Below are 21194 nucleotides of genomic sequence, written 5' to 3' on the forward strand. Positions count from 1 at the left end.
GCCGCCGCCGATCACCGCCAGACGCTTCTGCTTGCGCGTCATTCCGTCTCCCCCTCCGCCGCAACGCCGAGCTCGCGCCCCAGCGCAATCAGCTGCCTGCCCAGCTCGCTCGCCGCCGGATCGACAGCCGTCGCCCCAAGGACCTCATCCAAGGGCTGAGGTCGGGCGCAATCAGGCCAAAATCTTCGTCGTGCAATAGTCATCCCGACCGCTTAGACCGTATGTTCGTGAGGTGCAGGTGGCCCGCCCCCGCGGTGAGCTGAATTCGGGGGTTGCTCTGGATAGGCCGGAGCCGAGCCCCAAGCTTAGCGAGGGCGAACCATGAAAGAGAATAGCGTATTTTTCATCGGCTTGGATACGTCGAAGCTGAAGATTTCAGTGGCGGTTGCGGACGGGGTGCGCAACGGCGAGGTGCGGTTTTTCGGCGACATCTCGTCGGAGCCGACGTCGGTGGCGTCGATGGTCGCCAAGCTTTCCAAGCGTGGAGCGAAGCTTCACTATGCGGAACTGTCGTCAGGGTGACATTTTTTGCTTTCCGGCGGTCGTTGGGGAATCCATGGTCTGAGCCCGATTGCATGACGCGGCTCGTTTATCCGAGCCAGATCCAACTTATATACGGTCGCCGCACGGGACGGCTGCACCAACATCCTGCTTGCGGCGGGCGAGGGCTCAGGAGAACGAAACCATTCTACGAGACGGCATTTCAAGCCAAACAAAAGTTCGGTTCGTCCACCTGGATCTGCCAGGACTGATCGGGTCCTGGAAGATTGCAGAATTCAGTTTGGGTAACCGATCAGGCGGTCTTCATGAGCGCGCCCTCGATAACGACGCCGGCGCGGCACTCGGCTTGGTATCCCTGACGCGCAATCGCCTTCGAGGCCTTGCCGGACAACACACGACAGCCACAGCAAAAGCACGCAATCAAAGGCGGTCTACCGGATTTCCCGCTCGGCGATTGTCACGCCGTCCCTGACCCGATCGCTGGGGTGCAGCACGACACGTTCGTCGGCGGCGAGGCCGGACCGAACCTCGGCCACGCGGCTGTTCCTCCGGCCGATTTCGACAATGGCTGCACGCGCGCGTCCGTCCCTGACCGCAAAGACCGCCCAGTTCTCTCCCTTCCGGAAGAGGGCAGCGACGGGCACCGTCAGGGCATCCTCGGCCTTCCAAGTCTCGACATGCACGATCACGCGGTAGTCATGGCCGAGCGATGACCATTTTTCGGGAGGGTCGACGAAGTCGATGGTCGTGCGCACGCGCTGTTCTTCGATACCAAGTGCGGAGACCTTGAGGAAACCCGCCGGATCGACGCGGGTGACGCGCCCCTCGACCGACGGTCCACCCCATCCGTCGACCTCAACGGACGATCCGGGCTGGATCTTGACCGCATCGGTCGACAGAAGATCCGCGACGATCTCAAGATCGCGCGGATCGCCGATTTCGATCAATGGCGCGCCGGCCGGCACGACCCCTTCGCTTTCCTGGATGATCTTCAGGACACGGCCCGTTACCGGGGTCCGGAGTTTTATGCAGCAGCCGCGGCTCGACTGCGAAGAAGCGTCGGACGGTTCACTGAGCCGCGCCGCGACGCTGCCGCGCTCGTTCCTCCGGACTTCGAGCTCAGCCTTCGCGCTGGCCAATGCAGCTTCGTTGGTTTCGACGTCAAGCACCGCCTGGTCCAGAGCCTTCCGTGATCCCGCCCCGGATTGGGCAAGCGCGGAGGCCCTTTGCAAATCGGTGCGCGCAAACCCGAGCGCCGCGTCGATCCGGCGGATTTCGGCTTCGGCAAGTGTTACGGCAGCGTCGGCTGCCGCGAGAGCGGCCTGGAGTTCCTCGTGGGTGCGGGCGTCATGAAAACTCGGCACTGTCGGCTGCATCACCGCCACGACGGTTTCGTCCGCAGTCACGTGATCGCCGACATGGCGGGGCGGGGATATCCTCAGGACCTTGCCCGCGATCGGCGCCGACACCGTATAGATGTGACGCACACGCGTCCTCGCCTCGTCTTCGACCGTGACCTCCATGGGACCTTTCGCGACCGTCGCGATATCCACCGCGATTGGTTGCGGCCATGCGAACCACACCGCCCCAGCGGTCAGTGCCCCTAAGGCTGCTACCCCAACAATTTGCTTCATCCGACTTGTGCCCATGGTTCAATCTCTCGTCTTCAGAACGCTGACAAGGTCCAACTGGTAAACCCGCCGGCGCACGACCAGCGCCGAGAGGAGAGCCGCCGCGATCACGATCGCGCTGGCGAGTATGTAGGAGGAGTGCGCGACGGTCCCGCGCACGCGCATCAGTTCGCCGGCGAGCTGGGTCTTCATGACCCAGGCAAGGCCGTAGCCGATGCCCCAGCCAGGCGGTTGCGCGATCAAGGTCAGAAGGGCAAGCTCGAGAAGCAGGATGCGCAACACCTCGGCGCGGGTGAAACCGAGGACCCGCAGGCTCGCCAGTTCGCGCGCACGCTCCGATAGTGAGATTCGGGCACTGTTATAGACGACGCCGAAAGCGATGACGGCTGCCAGGCCCGTGTAGATGCTTCCCATCGTGGTGATGAATATGCCTATCAGCTCCCGGAAATTGACAAGCGAAACCCGCTGCAAGGCCAGACCGCTGACGACCGGCAGGGTCTTAATGGCGCCGTAAAACAGTTCGCGCGTGTTCTGATCCAGGCTGACATTGACGCTGTTCACGGCAGGAGCCTCCCGCATCAGGCGCGCCAGCGCCTCGGCGTCCATCATGCCCCTTATGCCAAAATAATCCTCGACCAGCGCCGTCACTGGAAGCGAGACCGTGCGCCGCGCGCCGTCGAGTAGATCGACCTCGACGGGATCGCCGACCTCCACGTCGAGGATCTGTGCAAGCATGCTCGAGATCGCCAGACCCACCTCCGGCAGCGCCACAGGCCGCAAGTCCATGTCGATGATGCGGTTGAGGTCGGCGTCGCGTGGCCTGCCGCTGATCACTATCCGGCGCTCGGCGTTTCCGTTCCTGATGCGGACGGACACCTCGCGGTAGGGTTCCGCTGCGAGGACGCCCGGAAGCCGTGCAATCTGCATGACGACATCCTGCGGGCGCCTTTCCACGAAACTCACGGTGGCGTCCTGACGGTCAGCAAGGAAGTATGTCACGTCGATGAGCTGTTCCATCGTATCCCGCATGAACAGCGAGACCACAAGGATTGCGGTCGCAAGCGCCATCCCGAGCATCGTCATAGCCGCCCTGACCGGATGGCGGGTGATGTTGCGCAGCATCATCATGGTCGACTGCGAGGCGAACCTCGCGCTGGAAAGCGGCAGCAGTCGCCGGAAGCGCGGCGGAGCCGGCGGCTGCATCGCCACAGCCGGCGGCAGGCTCACGACCTCCCGCAGCGCACGGAAAGCTCCGATGACGGCAGCAAGGAGGCTAAGAGCGGCCGCGATCACGTAGAGATCGGGGCTTCTGGCGAACACCAGAAATGGAAAATGGAAGAACAGGCCCCCGAACAGGTCGGTGACGTACATGCCCAACCATGTACCGGCCGCGCCTCCGATCACGAGGCCTGACATCACGATCAGGATGACGAATTTCAGGTAGTGTGTGACGATACCGGCGTTGCGGTATCCCAACGCCTTCATGAGCCCGATCTGCTCGCGTTCGAGCGCGACGAGCCGGCTCAGCGTCAAGTTGACCAGGAATGCCGATACCAGGAGGAAAATCGGCGGCAGCGTACGGCTCATGCTTTTGAGCATGTCGAGTTCGTGGTCGACCCATGCATGCGATGTCTGGTCCTTGCGGGCATAGGCCGCCCCGCCGCCATAGCGTTCGAGCATCGCATCGAGACGCGTGATAACCTCGCGCTCGTCGGCGCCGTGGAGAAGTTTCACCGCCACGGACGAAAACGCATCATCAAGGTCGTAGGCGTTGGCGAGCGCCTTTTCCGGCATCCAGATCACGGCGAAACGGCGATCATCCGGCATGATGTCGCCAGGCCCGACGGCGTAGATGAATTCGGGAGACAGCGCTACGCCGACAATCTGTAGCTCTCGCTTCCGGCCGTTCAGGATTGCCGAAAAACGGGATCCGGGTGCAAAGCCGTGAGCCTTTGCAAAGGCCTCGTTGACCACCACCTCTTCGGCCCGTTCCGGCTCCGGCAGGCGGCCCGCCCGCATGTAGATCCTGTCGAGCGTGGGCTCGCCGATCTCAGGCAGCGAGATGAGCTGTCCGGTCGCTGGCTCCGAATAATTCGGTATCTCGAGCAGGGCAAGCTTGGCGATGCGCGCATCGACTGCGGCTACGCCTGGAATCTCAGCGATCTGATCGATCAGCGCCCTGGGCGCGCGTCTTGCCGTGGCAAAGACGTCGCCGAAGCGATAGCGTTCATAGTATGCGGCGCGCGTCTCGTCGAGGGAACGATAGGAGCCGACCGCAAGAATGAGCGTCGCCACTCCGCCGGCAACCACGAGCGCGATGGCAAGCGCCTGGGCCCAAAGCCGTCCAAAGTCGCGAAGAAGCTTGATGTCAAGCGCGCGCATGGGTCACCAGTTGAGTTCGGCGGCAGCCCGTCGTGTCTCGTTCTTGCGAACGTTGGAAATCTGACCGTCGGTGAAAAACAGCACGCGGTCTGCGACGTCCTGGATGCTGGCATTGTGCGTGATGATGAGCGTCGTGGTTCCGAACTGGGCGTTGATGCTCAGGAGAGCCTCGATCACCCGAATCCCGGTCTTGGAATCCAGCGCTCCCGTCGGCTCGTCGCAAAGCAGCACGTCGGGACGCTTGGCGATTGCGCGTGCGATCGCAACGCGCTGCTGTTCGCCACCCGATAACTGCGCCGGGAAATGGTGCATCCTTTCTTCGAGCCCGACAAGTGCGAGAGCTTCGTCGGGACGCATCGGATCATCGGAGATTTCGGTGACGAGCAGGACATTCTCGGAGGCCGTAAGGCTGGGCATCAAGTTATAGAACTGGAACACGAAACCGACATGTTGGCGCCGGTAGGCCGTCAGTTCCTTATCGTCGAGGCTGGTCAGTTCCTGCTCGCCGAAGAACAACTGGCCGCTCGTGGCCTGATCGAGGCCGCCCATGATGTTGAGAAGCGTCGACTTTCCACTTCCCGACGGGCCAAGCAACACAACTACCTCCCCAGCGGCGATCTCGAGATCCACGCCACGAAGCGCGCGCACCTCGGTCTCGCCGGAGACATAGGTTTTAGTCAGGGCTCTTGCGGTGAAGACGGCGCCGTTCATGGCCGTCGCCTGCCGCTGTTGTGGTCGGAGGCCGGGCGGGGTCCGAAGAAGCGACCCCATCGCGGAATGAACCCCGGCACCTCGGACATATATGACCGATAGGCGTCGCCGAACGCGGCTAGTGCCTCGCGTTCTTCAGACCGCGCCAGTTTCACGTACATGATGACCAGCACCGGAAACATTGCCAGCGTCAGAAGCGTCGGCCACTGCACGAGGAATCCAAGCATGACCAGAATAAAGCCGGCATATTGCGGGTGACGCACGTAGCTGTACGGGCCGGTCTTGGCCAGTTTCCGCTGCTGCTGGGCGTCGAAAAGCACTCTCCAGGCGGCGGCGATCATCCAAAATCCACCGCCAATCAGGATGAAGCTCAGGACATGGAACGGCCCGAAGTGCGGGTTCACCTTCCAGCCGAACATCATCTCGAGAAGGTGTCCGGCATCATGCGAGAACCAGTCGATCCCCGGATAGCGGGACTGGAGCCAGCCCGACAGGAAATAGATCGTCAGCGGAAAGCCGTACATCTCGGTGAACAATGCAACGAGAAACGCGCTGAAGGCTCCGAACGAGCGCCAGTCGCGGCTCGTCTGTGGCTTGAAGAAGCTGTAAGCGAACAGGATGAAGATGATCGAATTGACGATCACGAGGCTCCATAGTCCGTAGGCTGGCATATCGGTACTCATGACGGCTTCCTTTCATTGCGTTTGCCGTGGCTCCCATGCCCGCCGTGTCCGCCATGCATGAACATGTGCATGAACACACAGGCGAGCGGCAGCAGCCAGAACACTGCTCCTAGAACGTGGGCGCGATGCTCGGTGAACAGGAGGAGCGTCCCTACCGCCAGAAATCCGAGAAAGACCAGCCCCGCCCGCGACGCCAGAAACGGCCCTCGTGGTTCCTCTTGGCGGTTTTGGTCGTCGTGATGGTGATGCATCGACATGAGACTCTCCTCCTATTCGACAATCACGCGGGCCGAGAGGCGCCGCGCAAGGTTGAGACTGGCGGCTGCAGCGGTCAGGACGAGCCCGGCCGGAAGCAGGAATTCCAGAGACGGCGCGGCGCCGGCCCCAGCGATGTATCCCACGCCGGCAGAACCCAGCGCCTGCCCGAAGCTCTCCACCGCAGCCTTCCGCCCGAGCTCCGCGCCCTGGGCGTCGCCGGCGCCCAGCGAGATCCAATAGGTCAAGACGGGGATCAGCACGCCGGCACCTGCGGCGACCGCGCCGACCGCGATCAACTGTGCCGCAAAGGCCTCGGCATAGGCCACGAGAAGCAGCCCTGCCCCCATGATCGCGAAGGCGGGCAGGATCAGCTTCGCGGTCGACGAGGGCATCATGAGGGGTGAAAACACCAGCGCCTGGACGGCAAACATGACCAGGCTGCACTCGGCAAACATGATCCCTACCTGGTATGGCGTCATGCCAAGGGCGCGGCCGCGAAGAGCCAGACCCACCTCGAAAGCAGTGGTTCCCATCGCGACGAAGCCCGCCAATACAAGGAGATGCGCAACAGTGGCGCGATGCCAATCTTTCGTTACCCGATCGGGCGGCGGCGCGAGCGGTGCGGAACCCTGATCGAGTCCGGCAATGCCGACGGCACTTATGAAGGCCAGGCCGGCCGAGAACAGGAACGGCAGCGCCAGAAACTGCGCCGCTGGCATGCTGCCGGAAATTGTACTGCCCGCCTGGAACACGATGCCGCCAAGCATTGGTCCGATAAAGAACCCGGCGATGCTGGCCATACCCAACCAGGCAAAGCGCCGTGCGCGCCATGCATCGGAGACCGCCCTGTCGCCTACGAAGGCCTGGGCTGCGGGCAGGATTGCGGCGGTAAAGGCGCCGTTCAGGAACCGGCCGGCATAGAGCCATAGCAAACTCGAAGCGAACGCTGTCACTGCCAATGTTGCGCCGAAGCCGACAAGGCCAGCGAGAAGAACCGGGCGTCTCCCGTAGCAATCCGACAACCAGCCCCAGAACGGCGCGAACAGAAGCGGTGCGCCGGCATAAACGGCGGCCAGGAAGCCGGTATGCCAGCCGATGCTGCCCGCGGAAGCCGACGACGAAAGGCCTTCCACCACATGTGGGAGGACCGGCAACACGACTCCATATCCGACTGCCGCGGTGAAGACGGCGAACAGGAGCGCCGCGGTCGCGCGGCGGCTCAAACCGATAGTAGCTTGTTCGCTCATGGTGCGATCACCTCCGCTTGAGCGGCATCGACGGACGGGGCCGATACGGCGGCGCCCGAGCCGATCCCTTCAAGACGTGTCCGTTTCAACAAGAGGGCGTTCACGGCGACGAGCGCGGAACTTCCCGACATGGCCAGAGCCGCCACCTCGGGGCTGACCAGCAGGGGGTAGAACACACCGGCGGCCATCGGGAAGGCGACGACATTGTATGCGACCGCCCAGAAGAGGTTCTGGTGCATCTTGCGCAACGTCGCGCGCGATAGCTCGATTGCGCCGACCACGTCATACGGATCGCTTTTCATCAGCACAACGTCGGCGCTTTCCATGGCGACGTCGGTTCCGGCCCCGATGGCGAAGCCGACGTCCGCCTGGGTGAGCGCAGGCGCATCATTGACGCCGTCGCCGACCATGCCGACCCGTTTGCCATCGGCTTGCAGATCCTTGATCTTCGCCGCCTTCTGACCCGGCAGCACGTCGGCGAGGACCATGTCTATTCCGAGTTCGGCCGCGATACGCTTTGCCGTGCCTTCATTGTCGCCGGTCAGCATCGCAACCTGGACACCCCGTTCGCGGAGTCTGGCGACCGTTGCCCTGGCGCTCGGGCGCGGCGCATCGGCGATGGCGATGAGACCGAGGATTCTTGCTCCGCGTGCGACATGCACGACTGTGCGCCCCGCGCCCTTCAGGCGGTCCGCCTCCTTGGCGAGAGCGCCGAGATCGATCTTTTCTTCGTCCATCAGCCGGCGGTTGCCGAGGAATATCGTCTCGCCTTCTATCTCCGCACGGGCGCCCCTTCCCTCCAGATTGAGAAAGGCACGCATCTCGGGAACGTCAATTCCGGCGGCTCGTTCCACGATCGCCACGGCAAGTGGATGGTCGGATCCACGCTCGACCGCTGCGGCCACCCGCAGCACGTCTTCAGGCGAGTGGCCTTCGGCGGCCAGGACATCCACCACCCGCGGCTGGCCCATCGTCAAGGTGCCGGTCTTGTCGAAGACGATCACATCAAGCTTGGTGGCGTCTTCCAGCGCTGCCGCATTCTTGAACAGGATGCCGTTCATCGCGCCGAGGCCGGTGCCGACCATGACGGCCATGGGGGTCGCAAGTCCCAGCGCGTCCGGGCAGGCGATGACGAACACAGTGATCGTCAGTGTCAGCGCAAAGAGCAAGGGCGCGCCTATCCACCAGAACCATACGGCGAAAGTCGCGAGCCCGATGAAGATCGCGATCAGGACCAGCCATTGCGAAGCCCGGTCGGCAAGGAGCTGGGCGGGAGCCTTGGAGTTCTGCGCCTCCTGCACCAACTTGACGATCTGCGCGAGCGCCGTGTCCGCGCCGACCTTGGTCGCCCGATACCGGATGCTGCCGCTCTTGTTGATGGTCGCCCCGATGACCTGATCGCCCGGCGTCTTCTTCACCGGCATGGATTCGCCTGTCAGCATGGATTCGTCGACGAGTGTTTCGCCGTCAAGCACTTCCCCATCGACAGGAATCTTGTTGCCCGGCCGAATGACGATCGTCTCATTCACCTGGACGTCCGCTGTGGGAACCTCGACCTCCCTGCCTTCCCTCAGCACGGTCGCCATAGGCGGAGCGAGGTCCAGCAGCGCGCGGATTGCAGCGGATGCGCCGGCGCGCGCCCGCATTTCGAGCCAATGGCCGAGCAGGATGAAGACGAGCAGCACTGCTACAGCTTCATAAAACTGCACGCCTGGAAAGAAGAACGTCGAACCGACGCTGAAGAAGTAGCCTGTTCCGACGGACAGCACGACGAGTACCGCCATGTTCAGCACGCCGTTCCTGAGCGCCCGCCATGCGGCAACGAAGAAAGGCCAGCTCGGATAGACGACAGCGGCGCTGGCAAGAAAGAACAGCCACGGTTCGAGCTCCAGCCCGAACGGCGGCGCCGGCGGGGTAAACATTCCGCCCATCGGCGAATAGATGAATATCGGCACCGTGAAGAGCAGCGCGACCCAGAACCGGTTGCGCATGTCGCGCGCCATCGCCTGCATATCCATTGCCGGTCCGTGGCCCATCTCATGTGCCATCTCGTCATGTGCGGGACCGACTTGGGGCATTTTAGCATGAACCGCGCTGTCATGACGGGCAGCCGGCGCGTGCGGATTTGTAGGCTCCACCGTGGTCGAACCCGGCTCGCAGACATGGCGTGGCACGACTTCGCCGCGGCAGTGAAAGCCACACTCGGAAATGGCTGCCAGAATGGCGGAGACGTTCGTTCGGGTCTCGTCATAGGTTACCGTCGCGGTGCCCGAGACGAAGCTGACGTCGGCGGCGGCCATGCCCGCAAGCTGCCGAAGCTTCCGCTCAACACCGATAGGGTCGAGGATGCTGGCAAGCCCGCCGACATTGACCGTGGTTTTCTGCATCGTCCCGTTCCTTGTGGTTACCGAATTTGGAAGTTGGAGCGATCCCGGCGGCCTACCGCCGGGATCGCAGGACGTCACATCATGCCCATCGGAGCGGGCACGAGCAGCTTGCCGGCGACGGCCTTCTGCGCGCCGTCCAGCGATGCATAGAAGGGCTCCTGCACGGTTTTCAGCCTGCCGAGGCTATCAAGCCTTGCCGCGAGCATTTTCTCCCGAAGCTCGATCCTCTGGAGCGGCGTTGCCGGCATAGCCTCGGAAGGCATCATGCCGCCCTGCATATCCGCAGCCGGCGTCATCCCGTCTGCCATCATCCCGCCTGGCACCCCGGACATCATCTCTTTCGTCACACCGGCATTGGCGCGCAGCGCCTCGGCCACGGCCTGCCACAGCCGTTGCTGGGCGTCTGTCACCTTGAGTTCCGCGCGAAGAAAGGCGATACGGCCCTCGACATGTTCGGGAGACATCATCTGTCCCATCGGGCCGGGCGTCGGCTGGCCGCCCCCGCCCATCATGCCCATCATGATCCGCATCATGCCTTCGTTCATCATGCCGCCACCCATCATGCCACCGCCGGCAGCGCTGGTCTGCAGCGCGGGTGCGGGCGAAGCCGATTCAGCGGCCGGATTTTCCGGCGTCCCGGCCGGATGGTGGGGAACTGCGGTGAAACCCGCCGCAGGCATCAGGATCATCGTTGCTGCAAGGATGGTTCTGTTTAAGCGTCTCATGGCTTTGTTCTCGCTCGGTTCGAGTTCGGCAGATGGTTCACCCGGCGTTGGCAGATGTCGCCCTCGGCGCTTCGAAGGTGATGCCGTTCGGGCCTTTTCCCACCTTGTGGGTTCCAACCACCGTGCGGCTCTCGACGGAAATCTGCGAAACGGTTCCGTCGACGATGTTGCTCACGAAGACGAATGCTCCGTCGGCACTTACCGTGACACCGTGGGCCCCCGCCCCGGTGCGGATCGTTTTCGCGACCGCGCCGCTCGCGACATCGATGACCGACACGGCGTCGTCCGGATTGGCATCCGTGCCCTGGTTGGCAACGTAGATGGAACGACCGTCGGGCGTCGCGTGAACCTGGATCGGGGAACGGCCGACCTCGACCCGCCCGATCACCTTGCGCGTGGAGGTATCGATGACCGCCACCATGTTCTCGTCGCGAAGCGACACGTAGGCGCGGCTGCCGTCGGGGGTGAATCCGACCTGCACTGGGGTCAATCCGACCGCGATCCGCGCCACCTCGGCGAACGTTCCGGTGTCGATCACCGAGACCGTGCCGTCCTTGACGTTGGCGACGTAGATCGATTTCCCGTCGGGGCTTATGCGCAAGCCATGCGGATAATCGCCGGTGCCCGCCGTCCCGAGTGTCTTGCCCGTGTCGAGATCGACCACCGAGACCGTATTTTCCTCCGCATTGGATACGAACGCGCGCTTGCCTTGCGCGTCCGCAATGACGTGAGCCGGATGCGCGCCGACCTCGATGGAGGTGACGGGACCGGAAGCAAGCTTGGCCGCGTCGAGGACGATCAGCCTGCCCTTCGGTTCGGCCTCCGCCTTGCCGTGACCGCCGTCGCCGTGCCCGTCTTCCATGCTGCCGGACATTGGCATCCCAACGGCCAGCAAGCGGCCTTTGCCGGGTACGAACTGGACGTTGTGCGGCATGATTGGGACCGGCACGACGTCGACCCTGCCACCATCCAGTGCGATCCGGCTGACGGAACCGCCATGCTCGTCGGCGGTGTAGACGAAGCCCGCGGCGACCGGTTGGGCGTGCGCCCGAGGGGCGAAAGAAATGGCGGCGGCAAATCCCGCGGCTGCCGCCAGCGCAAGCAGCGTCAGGCGCCGGGTCGCCTGTACCCGGCCAGTAAGGACCGGTATGGCAATAGCGGTAGCTTTGCTCTTAAGATTGGTTCTCATGTCTTCTTCTCCTCGGCCTGCTCAGGCGGCATACTGGACGACGGTCATCATGCCGGTCGCCATGTGGTAGAGATGGTGGCAATGGAAGGCCCATGTCCCCGGATTGGATGCGTCGAACGCAACCGTAACCTCACGCTGCGGCGGCACCCACACAGTGTCGCGAACCGCTCCCGAAAAACGGCGTCCGTCGATCCCGACAACCTGGAAGTGATGGCCATGCAGGTGCATCGGATGGGCCATCATGCTGTCGTTACGGATGGCCAGTTCGACGCGATCGCCTTTACGCACCGGAATCGGCCGGTGGCTGCCGAAAGTCCTGCCGTTGATGGTCCAGGCGTATTTTTCCATGTCGCCGCCGATGATGGCCGGCTCACTCACGTTTGCCGCCCGTTCGGCAAGAGGTTTGACCGCGCGCAGACCGGACTCCAGCGCAAGGTCGAGCGCCCCCTCTGCCTTGTCTCCCTCCGAGGAAATGCGTTTCACCTCACCGCCCTTGGTTGCGAGGAAGAAGCCGGTGCGCTCGACGCCGCCTTCGCGCAGCGCCAGCACCGGCCATGCACCCTCCCCCCGCGGAAGACGAATCCGGATATCGAGGCGTTGCCCCATGCCGAGCGCGAAGCGGCGACCGCGGACCGCGACAACCGGGTTGCCGTCGACCGCAACCGCCTCGCCTTCGAGCGATCCAGTATCGATCCAAAAAGCCGTGGCGGTCGCCCCGTTGATCAGGCGCAGCCTGACGGTTCCATTCTTTTCGACGGGGAACACCTGCGGATCGTCGAGGGTGCGATCGTTCGCCAGATAGGCGTCGTACTCGATGTCGTTGATGTCCATGGCAGAGCGCCCATGGATGACAGCCCCTTGCTCCATGCCGCTTATGTTGTTCATGTCGTGGCTCATGCCGCTCATCGCGTGGCCGGACATCGCAGCCGTCGACGCCCCTGTCAGTCCGGCAAGCAATTCCTCCGGCGTCTTAAAGCTGAAATCGTGGAAGAGCGCCACGACGGGCTGCTCGTCAAGGCGAGCCTCAGCGGGGTCGGAAACGATCAGCGGCGCTGCCAGAAGCTGCTGCTCCTGCAGCGTATGGGCGTGCATCCAGTGGGTGCCGGGGGTTTCAAGCGGGAAGCCATAGTCATAGGCCTCGCCGGGCTGCAGGAGCGGCTGCGGCAGGTCCGGCACCCCGTCCTGTCCGAAAGGGGGTGTCAGGCCGTGCCAGTGGACGAGCGTCGGCGCGTCGAGCACATTCTCCAGACGGACGTTGAAACCCTTGCCGGCTTCCGCCACAAGACCGTGGGTTCCGTCCTTCTGGAAAAGGCCGAAGACAGTGGCGGCCCGGCCCGCGACCTCGATGACGCGGGTTTCGGCGCGAAGGAGTGTTGGAGTCGCCGCTCGCGCGATGCCGGGAAAGCCGGTCAGTGACGAGACCGTGCCAGCGATGCCGGCAGCCGCGGTCGATGCCAGAAACTGGCGGCGGGAAATCTGATGCATGTCAAAGCTCTCATGTTCGTGACTCGAAAGGCCGGATCGGCCGATAGCGGAGCGCACGAACCATGAAGGCCGCGTGCGCTCAGGCGATCACGATGAGCTTGGGAGGACGCAACTCCATCGATGCTTCACCCGGCAACGACATGACCGGCGGGGCAGGCGCGACAGGTTCACGATGCGAGAAGCCTACGATGGTCTGCGTGGGTACGGGTGCGCAATGAAGACAGCTTGAAGCCGAGACGCAGCAACTTCCGTTCTGATGCGCCTGACCCTTGTCGTTGCACGGTGCCTTATGAGTATGCTCCGTCACGGCATCAACATGGTATTCGACCACAAAACGGGCTTCATCCAAGACAGATGCGCGGGCGTGGCCTTCTCCAAAAACGATCGGGGACGCCGCCATCAGAACGGCGATGAACAGTACAAGCCAGCGGGGCGCGCCGATTGCCGACGATCCTCTCCATGAGCGGCTGACCCGCAACTGGATGGCTTTACGGTCCAAAGATCTGATCCTTTTGCCCAAGCATGAAAGTACTTCTTGGCAGTACGATAGCCGAGATGCTCACGACCGAAATTGTCCTAGGTCAAACTCAGGCGGTTTCGTTGTGAAATACCGATCGCCCTCATGTCCGCACGCTGCGGATGTCAGGCGTCGCGATAAGGTCGGCGAGGATCACGCCGACACAGGGGACCAACTCACGCCAGTTTCGAATATCAGCACATGAGATGAGCCGCCTGCCGGCAACAGCAGTCATCGACAGCAGGACCGCATCGTGCCAGCCGCCGCATGTCACCTCGGCGCTCGGGATGGTGATATTTTCGCCACGAAGCCCTTGACCTTCCCATCGTTGGAATCCCCACATCGTCCTCAGAGCCTCGAAAGGAGATCATAGATGTATGAATTCGACATTCCAAACATGACCTGCGGACACTGCAAGGGGACCGTCGAAAAGGCCGTCAAGACAGCCGATCCGAAGGCGATTACCACTGTCAACCTCGCCTCCAGGAAAGCTACGGTGGAAACCGCGGTCGATCCCGCCGTCATCGCCCATGCTATCGAGGACGCGGGATATCCTGTATCGTACACCGAGCGTTGACGTCCCCCTCCGCCCGCCAATGCGGGCGCACGGCGGCGGCGATCCAGACCATGACCGCACACTCGAGCATTGCCATAACGGTGATCGACCCGACTGCCGACGAGTTTGCGAAACCTACCGAGGACGCAGGTACTCGCGATCAATGCGAAGTCCGGCGTCCGCGGCCTCTGAGCAAGGTGCGCACTGAAGCGAGTCCGCATCGATGCCGGACATCGTCTTCGCCGCCGCGGCCATGGCTTTCATGTCCGCCCGTCGCACGGTGACTACGTCCTCTGCGGCGGGCGACGGAACGGCAGTCATGAGGACCACTCCCATGAAGGAGTCCGAACTTGTAAGTGGTCTCTCTCATCAAGTTGCATTCTGAATCCGGCAGCCTGCCATCTGCTACGGATATCCGTTGCTTCACCGAATATCCGTCTTTATCTGGGCAGCAAGAGGGCGGATGCACTCCCCCGTCACGCGGCCATCTTCCGGCAGCTATCGGCGCAACGGCGGCAGGCGTCGACGCAGCTTTGCATGTCGCCGACCCGTTCGCAGTCCTTGGCGCACTGGCTGCAGATTTCGGCGCATTCCCGGCAAACATGCTTGTGGTGCTCCGAGCCGATCAGCATGAAGTGCGCCGAGGTCCGGCAGATCTCCGCGCAAGCCATCATCAGCTTGAAGTGCGGAGGCTTGGTGTGCTCGCCGCCCAGTTCCAGGCAATGACCCATGGCCATCGACAGGCACTCGCTGTAGCAGGCGAGGCAGTTGTCGATGCAGGTCTTCATTTCAGTCGACATATGATGCATGGCACAATCACCTACTTGACTTCCTTGTCCACCCACTTGGACATCTCTTCGATTTCCTTCTTTTGGGCTGCGATGATCTTCTGCGCCATCTGTTTGGCCTCCTCGTTGTCGCCGTACTTGAGTTCGACCTCCGACATGCTGATCGCGCCCATGTGGTGGGCGATCATGCCGCAGACGAAGGAGACGTCGGCGTCCTTCTTCATCATTCCTTGCATCATGTTCATGTTCATGTCCTTCATGCCGTCCATCGACGCCTTCTGATAGTCGGTCATTTCGCCCATCTGCATGCCGCCCGAAGACATGCCCATCTTCGACATGTCCATGCCTTCCGACTTGCATTTCTCCGGGTACGCCATCGTCGACTGGGCGGAAGTGGCCGACGGAAGGATTGCGAAGGAGCCAGCGGCTGCCGCCGCGCACAGGGCAAGGTTGGTGAACGTCTTCATGTTTCGATCTCCGAAATCTGGTTGAGGTTGGTCTGCTTCAGCCTGTCGGAGATCGGGGGGGTGGATCGATCGCGCGGATCAACAGCAGCGGCCGGTAGACGGACGGCATCCTTTCATGCGGTCCCGGTTCGAGGCGCGGAGCCGCGACCGCGGCGAGTTCCGGAAGGATCGGACAGCAGCAGTGCGTCGTCGAACAGTACGCCGACTGCTGCCCGCACGGATCCCCAGCATGGCGACGATGCTCCGCAGCTACGGCACAGTGCTCGCCTTGAAGGACGGTCGACGCACCGGCCATGCCAAAAGGATTCGCTGCCACCAGTAGGGCGACGACGAAGACCTGCGCGTAGCGGAATTTGCTCTCGAGTCTCATTCGGCTGGTTTTCCCTTCCGCCGCAAAATCGTGCGGCAGCAGAAATGTTCCAAGTACCCCGATGATCTGTGGCGGCCGGACGTTTTGGCAACGGACCGCTGAGGAAGCGTTAACCGCACCAGATTAGTCTGCGCCTTTCGCTCGGAGAGGATCGATGAAAGGTGGCTACTCGCTGACCCAGTTAGGATTGCACTGGCTGGTTGCCTTCATGGTGCCGGCCCAGTTTCTGACGGGTGGCAGCATCGGGAGAACCCACCACGCCATCCACATGGGCATGACGCCGTCGTACTGGGACGTCGTCCAGCACTACCTCCACAACTACACAGGAATCGCGATCGGCCTGCTGATGGGCATACGGCTGGTTCTTCGTGTACTTCAACCGCCCGAAACCGGCGCGCCCGGCTCATGGACCGAGCGGGTCGCAAAGGCTCTTCACCACGCCTTCTACGCCGCGATCATCGGACAGGCCGGCATGGGATTCGTCGCGAGCTACGTCTGGTTCGGGATCGCGCCATATCACGTCATCGGGTCGAGAATCATTCTGGCGATGGTCGCGCTACATCTCGCCGCCACGGCCTGGCACACGCTCGTCGCTCGTGACGAGACGATCGACCGGATGGTGTTTCCGCGCCGGAAGTGGTCAGCCGAAAATCTGTAAAGTGGCGAGCGTCAACACGACGTAGCGGCCCGTCTTGGCGACGAACACCAGGATCGTGAACGGAAGCAGCGGCTCCCTGAGAACGCCGGCGACAACCGTGAGAGCCTCTCCGAACACCGGCATCCCGGATAGGAGCAGCGTCCACTTGCCATATTTCCTATACCAGCGGGACGAACGTTGAATGCCTCCTCGCCGACTGGAAACCAGCGCCGGCCCTGTGCTCGGGCAAGTCGGCGCGATCGACCGCAACGATCCGCTCATCCGTTACGATGCTGGCGACACGATTGTCATGCCCGAGAACCTGGCCGGTGATTTCTTCGCCCGGACGCGCCGTGCGGATATTGTGTTCAAACGGCTTCTCGCCACACTGTTCCAGATCGGCAAACGCAGCGCGAAGCGCGTCTTGCCGGTTCGGATTGGCAGCGTCCTCCATGACATGCTTCATCGCCGGGCTGGACGGGTCGTTCGTGGTCTCGATCGACGCCTCGATTATTCGCGGCTTGCTGATGATGGTGAAATCGACGTCATGACCGTAGTGGCGGCCCAGCTCCACAATGAACGCTTCCTGAGCGCGACCGTTGCCTTCTCGAAACGGATGCACGTAATTGTGCTCGGCCAACACCTGGCCCGCGCGCTCCGCGAATTGCTCGGGCGTGGAACCGCGAAGAATCTCGGGATCGCGGATCGGCTTCAAAGCCTCGTCCAGTCCGAACTCGATCCGAGAGCCGTGCAGGAAAGAGCTTCCGCCCTTGGCGAGCCCGCCGATCGGCTCGACCCGGGCGCCGTCAACGATCGGGCTTTCGTTGCGCGTGTGACCGGCCCACTCGTAAACGTCCTGAAAAATATAGCCGTGAATGGCCTTCAAATGTTCCTTGTCGAAATTGCCCCGCGGCCCGTCGCCTTCCGCGATTTCCGCCATGCGAAAGGCCGTCGCGCGATATTCCTCCGTGCGCAGCTCCGAGTTCGACTGGATGCTGAACTTGTTGCGCAGCACGTCGATCCGATCGGGATCGTCGGACATGGCCTGGTTCACAAAAAAGCCGCCTGCACGAGGACAGGCGGTGTTTCACTCTGGGAGGGAAGGGGTTGTTATCAGGAGTGCTTTGCAGGCCGCACGACGCGGGCGCGGTATTCGTCGCGGCCAATGTCGCCAGCGACATAGGCTGCCGTCGCCTCCTCGAGGAGCGGATCGTAACTGTAGCCCTGCCGGATATTGGCGGCGCGGGCCTGGTCGGTTGCCTTCTTTCGCCTTGCAATGGCCTCCGGGGAGCGGTCCGGACGGGGGGAATGGATGTTCATCGGCAAATCTCCAGTTACGTCGCACCCTAGCAGGAAAAGTGCTGGAAATCGAGCACTTTGCGGTGATTTCCAGCCGTTCTGCGGCGAGCGCCCGGCTATTCGCCGGGCGCTTTGCCGCGATCAATCGCGGGGTTCCCATTCGATGATCGCCTGCAGTGTCGGGTCGTCCTGACCGGGGAAACGCCCGAGATTGGCATTGAAACCGAGGCGTTTGATCGAGAGCGTGTAGTAGGGCTTGCCCTCCGCGTTCTTCTTCTTGCAGACGCCGCCGACCTCGATGTCATGGCCGCGCGGTGATTTGGCATAGACGCGGTGCGTCGACGGTTGGTGCGCCGATAGGTCAGCCGATGGATCAGCGTCGGATAGCCGTGATGGGCAAAGGTCACAGGCTTGTCTCTGGTGAATATCTCGTCGAAATCACCGTCGCCCAAGCCATGAGGATGCTGGCGTGGGGGCTGCAAAGCCATCGCCATCACCATCATTGCTCGCCCATTTCCATATATCGATTCCGTCGGCGCAATGGGATGCGGCGGCATCGATACCGGCGAGCCGATGCCGGTCGAAAAGACGCTTGGTCATAATCTGATTGGCGGCACTTTGAATCAGAGCGGTCTGTTGTGCTTCACGGCGACGCGCGTCGGAAAGGACACCGCCCTGTCCCAGATCATCAAGCTGGTCGAGGACGCGCAGGCGAGCACGGCGCAGGTCCAACGTTTGGCGGATCACGTCACATTTCGTGCCGCAGAACTCCCTTCATCCCGCTCCAGCGCAGCGATGATCGCGGCCTGAACGGTCTTGTCCTGCGCCGCCATGGCGGCGGTCAGTGACAACAGGCGCTGGCGGGTGTCGTAGAGCTGGTCGATCAGCGACACTACGATCGGGAGCGTGTCCGTGTCGATCTCGAGCTCATAGCGCAGCGTGCAGATCAGGCGGATACGCGCGCATTCCATCTCCGTGAAGAGCAACGATCCGACTTCCTGCCGCGGCACAACAAGTTCGTCGCGGATCCAGGCTTCGAGATCGCTGCGTTGCAGCGCAGCTATCGCTGTAACAAGGTCATCAACGCGCATCATGTGAACATCTCCTTGCGCGGTTCCTGTGCGACTTTCGGCTGCCAGGTCTCCAGGAACCCTGTCAGCTCAGGCTCGTCGGCTGCGGGCAGAACGACTTTCAGGGTGATCAGTTGATGTCCGCGTTGCCCGGTCTTGCGGTTGCGAATGCCCCTGTCGCGCAGTCGCATCACTTTGCCCGTGTTCGAGCCCTTCGGGATAGTCATCGTCACCGGGCCGCTTATGGTCGGAACCTCGATTCGCGCGCCCAGCGCCGCCTCCTTCAGAGTGACCGGAACCTCTACGTGAATGTTATCGTCCTTGCGGTGGAAGAACGGATGCGGCTCGACATGAAGCTCAACGTAGGCGTCTCCCGCCGACCCGCCGCCGAAGCCCGGCATTCCTTGACCTTTCAGCCGCAGCATCTGCCGGTCGTCGGCACCCTCCGGAATAGTCACCTGCAGCGTCTTGCCCTCAGGCAGCATAAGCGTGCGAGCGGCGCCGTTGGCCACTTCCAGAAACCGAACCGGCAGCACGTAACTTACATCCTGGCCGCGCGCCCGCAAAGTGCCCTGTGACCGTTGTCCCCCCGCCGCGAACGCGCGCGCCAGAAATTCTTCCAGGTCCTCGTTACCGGCAAACCCGTCTTGCGCTGCATGCGAGGCGTAGACGGGCCCGTCGGCGAAGTCGCGATAGAACCGCTCTTGCGGTCGCTCCGCTCCACTGGCATCGATCTCGCCCGCATCGAACCTCCGCCGCTTCTCCTTGTCCTTGAGCAGGTCACTGGCAGCCGAGATGTCCTTGAACTTAGCTTCGGCCTCTTTGTCGCTCGGATGCAGATCGGGATGGAACTTGCGCGCCAGCTTCTTGAATGCGTCCTTAATCTCCTTGTCAGTCGCAGAGCGAGTTACGCCGAGCGTCTCGTACGGGTCCTTCATGCACCTGATCCCATCGCAACCGCGCCTCAATCATATCGACCATTCCGCCCCCACCCCCTGGGGGCGGTGCCGCAAGCATAACCGCAATCGCCAAAATCATTCACGCCCTACGCACGGCATGCAGCGACATTTTGCCAAAGTGAGTCCGGACGATCATCGTGCCGATGGTCGTTGCACCACGGGCGCGCCCGTCCATGATCGCCCGGTTTCGATTGCCATAGCAGCGACTTAACGTATCCTCGAGAGGGCGGCAAATGGCGAAGTATGTCAAGAGGGTTCGATCTTGCGAAACCCGCCCTTTGGGAGCAATCTTCAACACGTCAGGCCATCCGGCGGTGAAGAGCGGCGATGGCCCACGTGGTATCGAGGCAAGCCGAGGGCCTTGTGGGGCGGCCTTCCGAGGAGGAGACAATGGTCGCACGAATGCTATACGGCGCAGATCCTTTCCGCAACATACGCCGCTTCCAAGACGAAGTGAGCCGGGGCGCCGCAAGGGCGCTGGAATTCCCGGCGGTGAATGTCTTCGCAAACCAGGACGGCGTCATCATCACCGCCGAATTGCCTGGAGTAAGATCAGAAGACTTGGACATCTTGATTCACAGAGATTCGGTTACTCTCAGCGGAGAGCGGCACACCGAAACTGAGGAAGCCCAAGGATATCACCGGCGTGAGCGTCGTGGGGGCCGGTTTGTGCGGACCGTGTCATTGCTGTTTGTGGTCGACCCGAACAAGGTTGAAGCGGATCTCGTCAATGGCGTACTGACGCTGGATCTTCCTCGAGCTGAAGAGGACAAACCCAGGCGCATTAATGTGAAGGCGAGCAAGGAGGCGGATCATGGCTAAGGGAGAGACCACGAAAGCTGGAACGAAGGGCGAGAGCAAGCAGCAGTCTCAGGCCGCGCTGACTAGCCAACCGGAGCTGGAGGGCAAGCTGTCCGCGGAGCAGGACGCGGGCGAGCGGACCCATGAGAGACCGGTCTTCATACCACGGGTTGACATCTACGAGACCCAACACGGCCTTGTCGTCGTTGCGGATCTGCCCGGCGTGAGCCCGGAGGGTTTGGAGGTCACGTTGGAGAAGCGGGTGCTGTCGATCTATGGCCGCGTCGAAGAGGACGCCCTCGAGGGCTACAGCCAGGCCTATCGAGAGTACGCGGTTGGCGATTTCGAGCGGCAGTTCACTCTCTCCGGGGATTTCGACATCAATGGAATTGAGGCGAACTTGAAGCTCGGTGTGCTTCACCTCGCCATCCCGAGAGCGCCGGAGGCAGCGGCAAAGCGAATCGAGGTGAGATCAGTTCCCTGACGGAGAGGATTGCGCAAACGCCGCGCTTGCCAACGGTTCGCAGAGGC

At 62.3% G+C, this 21194-nt stretch carries 24 protein-coding genes and 4 pseudogenes; 6 read left to right on the forward strand and 22 right to left on the reverse strand.

Annotated features, from left to right (window positions below):
* Nucleotides 1-321: 321 nt before the first annotated feature.
* Nucleotides 322-501: pseudogene (locus BN1800_RS34690) on the forward strand (IS110 family transposase); the annotation flags it as partial.
* Nucleotides 502-932: 431 nt separating this feature from the next.
* On the opposite strand, the gene BN1800_RS34695 reads toward BN1800_RS34690, so the two are convergent.
* The 11 genes from BN1800_RS34695 to BN1800_RS34745 all read right to left on the reverse strand — a co-directional run bounded on the left by BN1800_RS34695 (nt 933) and on the right by BN1800_RS34745 (nt 13698).
* A complete protein-coding gene (locus BN1800_RS34695; protein WP_244564762.1) occupies nt 933-2135 on the reverse strand; it encodes an efflux RND transporter periplasmic adaptor subunit in 1203 nt (400 codons plus the stop codon).
* 18 nt (nt 2136-2153) lie between these two features.
* The gene (locus BN1800_RS34700; RefSeq protein WP_087004712.1) at nt 2154-4514 is read right to left on the reverse strand and encodes an ABC transporter permease; all 2361 of its coding nucleotides are present in this window, start codon (nt 4512-4514) and stop codon (nt 2154-2156) included.
* Between the two features lie 3 nt (nt 4515-4517).
* The gene (locus BN1800_RS34705) at nt 4518-5225 is read right to left on the reverse strand and encodes an ABC transporter ATP-binding protein (RefSeq protein ID WP_087004715.1); all 708 of its coding nucleotides are present in this window, start codon (nt 5223-5225) and stop codon (nt 4518-4520) included.
* The gene (locus BN1800_RS34710) at nt 5222-5908 is read right to left on the reverse strand and encodes a methyltransferase family protein (RefSeq protein WP_087004718.1); all 687 of its coding nucleotides are present in this window, start codon (nt 5906-5908) and stop codon (nt 5222-5224) included. Before BN1800_RS34710 ends, BN1800_RS34705 begins: the two co-directional genes overlap by 4 nt.
* A complete protein-coding gene (locus BN1800_RS34715; RefSeq protein ID WP_425299093.1) occupies nt 5905-6165 on the reverse strand; it encodes a DUF2933 domain-containing protein in 261 nt (86 codons plus the stop codon). The genes BN1800_RS34710 and BN1800_RS34715 overlap by 4 nt, the downstream gene beginning before the upstream one ends.
* A 12-nt stretch (nt 6166-6177) precedes the next feature.
* Complete coding sequence (locus BN1800_RS34720) at nt 6178-7413, reverse strand: MFS transporter (protein ID WP_087004722.1); 1236 nt, start codon at nt 7411-7413, stop codon at nt 6178-6180.
* Nucleotides 7410-9800, reverse strand: a complete 2391-nt coding sequence (locus tag BN1800_RS34725; RefSeq protein WP_087004725.1) for a heavy metal translocating P-type ATPase — start codon at nt 9798-9800, stop codon at nt 7410-7412. Before BN1800_RS34725 ends, BN1800_RS34720 begins: the two co-directional genes overlap by 4 nt.
* 74 nt (nt 9801-9874) lie before the next feature.
* Nucleotides 9875-10525 carry a Spy/CpxP family protein refolding chaperone gene (locus BN1800_RS34730; RefSeq protein WP_087004728.1) on the reverse strand — a complete coding sequence of 217 codons (651 nt, stop codon included), beginning with the start codon at nt 10523-10525 and terminating at the stop codon, nt 9875-9877.
* A 37-nt stretch (nt 10526-10562) separates the two neighbouring features.
* Nucleotides 10563-11714, reverse strand: coding sequence for a YncE family protein (locus tag BN1800_RS34735; protein WP_087004730.1), 1152 nt, complete (start codon nt 11712-11714; stop codon nt 10563-10565).
* Nucleotides 11715-11735: 21 nt separating this feature from the next.
* Complete coding sequence (locus BN1800_RS34740; protein WP_087004733.1) at nt 11736-13199, reverse strand: multicopper oxidase family protein; 1464 nt, start codon at nt 13197-13199, stop codon at nt 11736-11738.
* A gap of 79 nt (nt 13200-13278) precedes the next feature.
* The gene (locus tag BN1800_RS34745) at nt 13279-13698 is read right to left on the reverse strand and encodes a hypothetical protein (RefSeq protein ID WP_087004736.1); all 420 of its coding nucleotides are present in this window, start codon (nt 13696-13698) and stop codon (nt 13279-13281) included.
* 391 nt (nt 13699-14089) lie between these two features.
* On the opposite strand from BN1800_RS34745, the gene BN1800_RS34755 reads away from it, so the two are divergent.
* Nucleotides 14090-14293: a heavy-metal-associated domain-containing protein gene (locus tag BN1800_RS34755; RefSeq protein WP_087004742.1), complete on the forward strand. Its 204-nt coding sequence runs from the start codon at nt 14090-14092 to the stop codon at nt 14291-14293.
* 192 nt (nt 14294-14485) lie between these two features.
* Here the strand turns inward: BN1800_RS34755 and BN1800_RS44235 are convergent.
* The 4 genes and pseudogenes from BN1800_RS44235 to BN1800_RS34775 all read right to left on the reverse strand — a co-directional run.
* Nucleotides 14486-14593: pseudogene (locus BN1800_RS44235) on the reverse strand (cytochrome C); the annotation flags it as partial.
* A 155-nt stretch (nt 14594-14748) separates the two neighbouring features.
* The gene (locus BN1800_RS34765; RefSeq protein ID WP_087004745.1) at nt 14749-15081 is read right to left on the reverse strand and encodes a four-helix bundle copper-binding protein; all 333 of its coding nucleotides are present in this window, start codon (nt 15079-15081) and stop codon (nt 14749-14751) included.
* An 11-nt stretch (nt 15082-15092) separates the two neighbouring features.
* Nucleotides 15093-15527 carry a CopM family metallochaperone gene (gene copM, locus BN1800_RS34770; RefSeq protein WP_087004748.1) on the reverse strand — a complete coding sequence of 145 codons (435 nt, stop codon included), beginning with the start codon at nt 15525-15527 and terminating at the stop codon, nt 15093-15095.
* A 37-nt stretch (nt 15528-15564) separates the two neighbouring features.
* Entirely contained in the window at nt 15565-15897 is a 333-nt protein-coding gene (locus BN1800_RS34775; protein WP_087004750.1) for a hypothetical protein, read from the reverse strand.
* Between the two features lie 154 nt (nt 15898-16051).
* Here BN1800_RS34775 and BN1800_RS34780 point away from each other — a divergent pair, with 154 nt between their 5' ends.
* Nucleotides 16052-16555 carry a cytochrome b gene (locus tag BN1800_RS34780; protein ID WP_087004753.1) on the forward strand — a complete coding sequence of 168 codons (504 nt, stop codon included), beginning with the start codon at nt 16052-16054 and terminating at the stop codon, nt 16553-16555.
* Here BN1800_RS34780 and BN1800_RS43530 read toward each other — a convergent pair.
* The 5 genes and pseudogenes from BN1800_RS43530 to BN1800_RS43085 form a co-directional block, all read right to left on the reverse strand.
* The gene (locus tag BN1800_RS43530; RefSeq protein ID WP_280173987.1) at nt 16538-16672 is read right to left on the reverse strand and encodes a hypothetical protein; all 135 of its coding nucleotides are present in this window, start codon (nt 16670-16672) and stop codon (nt 16538-16540) included. The genes BN1800_RS34780 and BN1800_RS43530 overlap by 18 nt on opposite strands.
* A gap of 40 nt (nt 16673-16712) precedes the next feature.
* Nucleotides 16713-17576: a Fic/DOC family protein gene (locus BN1800_RS34790; protein WP_244564763.1), complete on the reverse strand. Its 864-nt coding sequence runs from the start codon at nt 17574-17576 to the stop codon at nt 16713-16715.
* 71 nt (nt 17577-17647) lie between these two features.
* The gene (locus tag BN1800_RS34795) at nt 17648-17854 is read right to left on the reverse strand and encodes an antitoxin VbhA family protein (protein WP_087004755.1); all 207 of its coding nucleotides are present in this window, start codon (nt 17852-17854) and stop codon (nt 17648-17650) included.
* A 120-nt stretch (nt 17855-17974) separates the two neighbouring features.
* Nucleotides 17975-18172 (reverse strand): annotated as a pseudogene (locus BN1800_RS43080) (hypothetical protein); the annotation flags it as partial.
* A 5-nt stretch (nt 18173-18177) separates the two neighbouring features.
* Nucleotides 18178-18394: pseudogene (locus BN1800_RS43085) on the reverse strand (phosphoketolase family protein); the annotation flags it as partial.
* Between the two features lie 12 nt (nt 18395-18406).
* Between BN1800_RS43085 and BN1800_RS34805 the strand changes: the two are divergent.
* On the forward strand, nt 18407-18643 hold the full coding sequence (locus tag BN1800_RS34805) for a P-type ATPase actuator domain-containing protein (protein WP_244564764.1): 237 nt from the start codon (nt 18407-18409) through the stop codon (nt 18641-18643).
* On the opposite strand, the gene BN1800_RS34810 is transcribed toward BN1800_RS34805, so the two are convergent.
* Nucleotides 18577-18927 (reverse strand): chaperone modulator CbpM, encoded by a 351-nt coding sequence (locus BN1800_RS34810; RefSeq protein ID WP_087004761.1) that lies wholly within the window; start codon nt 18925-18927, stop codon nt 18577-18579. The two genes, BN1800_RS34805 and BN1800_RS34810, sit on opposite strands and share 67 nt — an antisense overlap.
* Nucleotides 18924-19841, reverse strand: coding sequence for a DnaJ C-terminal domain-containing protein (locus tag BN1800_RS34815; RefSeq protein WP_087004763.1), 918 nt, complete (start codon nt 19839-19841; stop codon nt 18924-18926). Before BN1800_RS34815 ends, BN1800_RS34810 begins: the two co-directional genes overlap by 4 nt.
* Nucleotides 19842-20252: 411 nt before the next feature.
* On the opposite strand from BN1800_RS34815, the gene BN1800_RS34820 reads away from it, so the two are divergent.
* Together BN1800_RS34820 and BN1800_RS34825 are read left to right on the forward strand one after the other, a co-directional pair.
* On the forward strand, nt 20253-20684 hold the full coding sequence (locus BN1800_RS34820; RefSeq protein WP_244564765.1) for an Hsp20/alpha crystallin family protein: 432 nt from the start codon (nt 20253-20255) through the stop codon (nt 20682-20684).
* Nucleotides 20677-21147, forward strand: coding sequence for an Hsp20/alpha crystallin family protein (locus BN1800_RS34825; protein WP_087004766.1), 471 nt, complete (start codon nt 20677-20679; stop codon nt 21145-21147). Before BN1800_RS34820 ends, BN1800_RS34825 begins: the two co-directional genes overlap by 8 nt.
* The last annotated feature ends 47 nt before the right edge of the window (nt 21148-21194 follow it).

Source organism: Rhizobium sullae (assembly GCF_900169785.1).
GTDB lineage: Bacteria > Pseudomonadota > Alphaproteobacteria > Rhizobiales > Rhizobiaceae > Rhizobium > Rhizobium sullae.

Coding starts and splice junctions, on each gene's coding strand:
- BN1800_RS34695 (WP_244564762.1), bottom strand. CDS start 2,135: ATGAAGCAAATTGTTGGGGTAGCAGCCTTAGGGGCACTGACCGCTGGG.
- BN1800_RS34700 (WP_087004712.1), bottom strand. CDS start 4,514: ATGCGCGCGCTTGACATCAAGCTTCTTCGCGACTTTGGACGGCTTTGG.
- BN1800_RS34705 (WP_087004715.1), bottom strand. CDS start 5,225: ATGAACGGCGCCGTCTTCACCGCAAGAGCCCTGACTAAAACCTATGTC.
- BN1800_RS34710 (WP_087004718.1), bottom strand. CDS start 5,908: ATGAGTACCGATATGCCAGCCTACGGACTATGGAGCCTCGTGATCGTC.
- BN1800_RS34715 (WP_425299093.1), bottom strand. CDS start 6,165: ATGTCGATGCATCACCATCACGACGACCAAAACCGCCAAGAGGAACCA.
- BN1800_RS34720 (WP_087004722.1), bottom strand. CDS start 7,413: ATGAGCGAACAAGCTACTATCGGTTTGAGCCGCCGCGCGACCGCGGCG.
- BN1800_RS34725 (WP_087004725.1), bottom strand. CDS start 9,800: ATGCAGAAAACCACGGTCAATGTCGGCGGGCTTGCCAGCATCCTCGAC.
- BN1800_RS34730 (WP_087004728.1), bottom strand. CDS start 10,525: ATGAGACGCTTAAACAGAACCATCCTTGCAGCAACGATGATCCTGATG.
- BN1800_RS34735 (WP_087004730.1), bottom strand. CDS start 11,714: ATGAGAACCAATCTTAAGAGCAAAGCTACCGCTATTGCCATACCGGTC.
- BN1800_RS34740 (WP_087004733.1), bottom strand. CDS start 13,199: ATGCATCAGATTTCCCGCCGCCAGTTTCTGGCATCGACCGCGGCTGCC.
- BN1800_RS34755 (WP_087004742.1), top strand. CDS start 14,090: ATGTATGAATTCGACATTCCAAACATGACCTGCGGACACTGCAAGGGG.
- BN1800_RS34765 (WP_087004745.1), bottom strand. CDS start 15,081: ATGCATCATATGTCGACTGAAATGAAGACCTGCATCGACAACTGCCTC.
- copM (WP_087004748.1), bottom strand. CDS start 15,527: ATGAAGACGTTCACCAACCTTGCCCTGTGCGCGGCGGCAGCCGCTGGC.
- BN1800_RS34775 (WP_087004750.1), bottom strand. CDS start 15,897: ATGAGACTCGAGAGCAAATTCCGCTACGCGCAGGTCTTCGTCGTCGCC.
- BN1800_RS34780 (WP_087004753.1), top strand. CDS start 16,052: ATGAAAGGTGGCTACTCGCTGACCCAGTTAGGATTGCACTGGCTGGTT.
- BN1800_RS34790 (WP_244564763.1), bottom strand. CDS start 17,576: ATGTCCGACGATCCCGATCGGATCGACGTGCTGCGCAACAAGTTCAGC.
- BN1800_RS34795 (WP_087004755.1), bottom strand. CDS start 17,854: ATGAACATCCATTCCCCCCGTCCGGACCGCTCCCCGGAGGCCATTGCA.
- BN1800_RS34805 (WP_244564764.1), top strand. CDS start 18,407: ATGCCGGTCGAAAAGACGCTTGGTCATAATCTGATTGGCGGCACTTTG.
- BN1800_RS34810 (WP_087004761.1), bottom strand. CDS start 18,927: ATGATGCGCGTTGATGACCTTGTTACAGCGATAGCTGCGCTGCAACGC.
- BN1800_RS34815 (WP_087004763.1), bottom strand. CDS start 19,841: ATGAAGGACCCGTACGAGACGCTCGGCGTAACTCGCTCTGCGACTGAC.
- BN1800_RS34820 (WP_244564765.1), top strand. CDS start 20,253: ATGGTCGCACGAATGCTATACGGCGCAGATCCTTTCCGCAACATACGC.
- BN1800_RS34825 (WP_087004766.1), top strand. CDS start 20,677: ATGGCTAAGGGAGAGACCACGAAAGCTGGAACGAAGGGCGAGAGCAAG.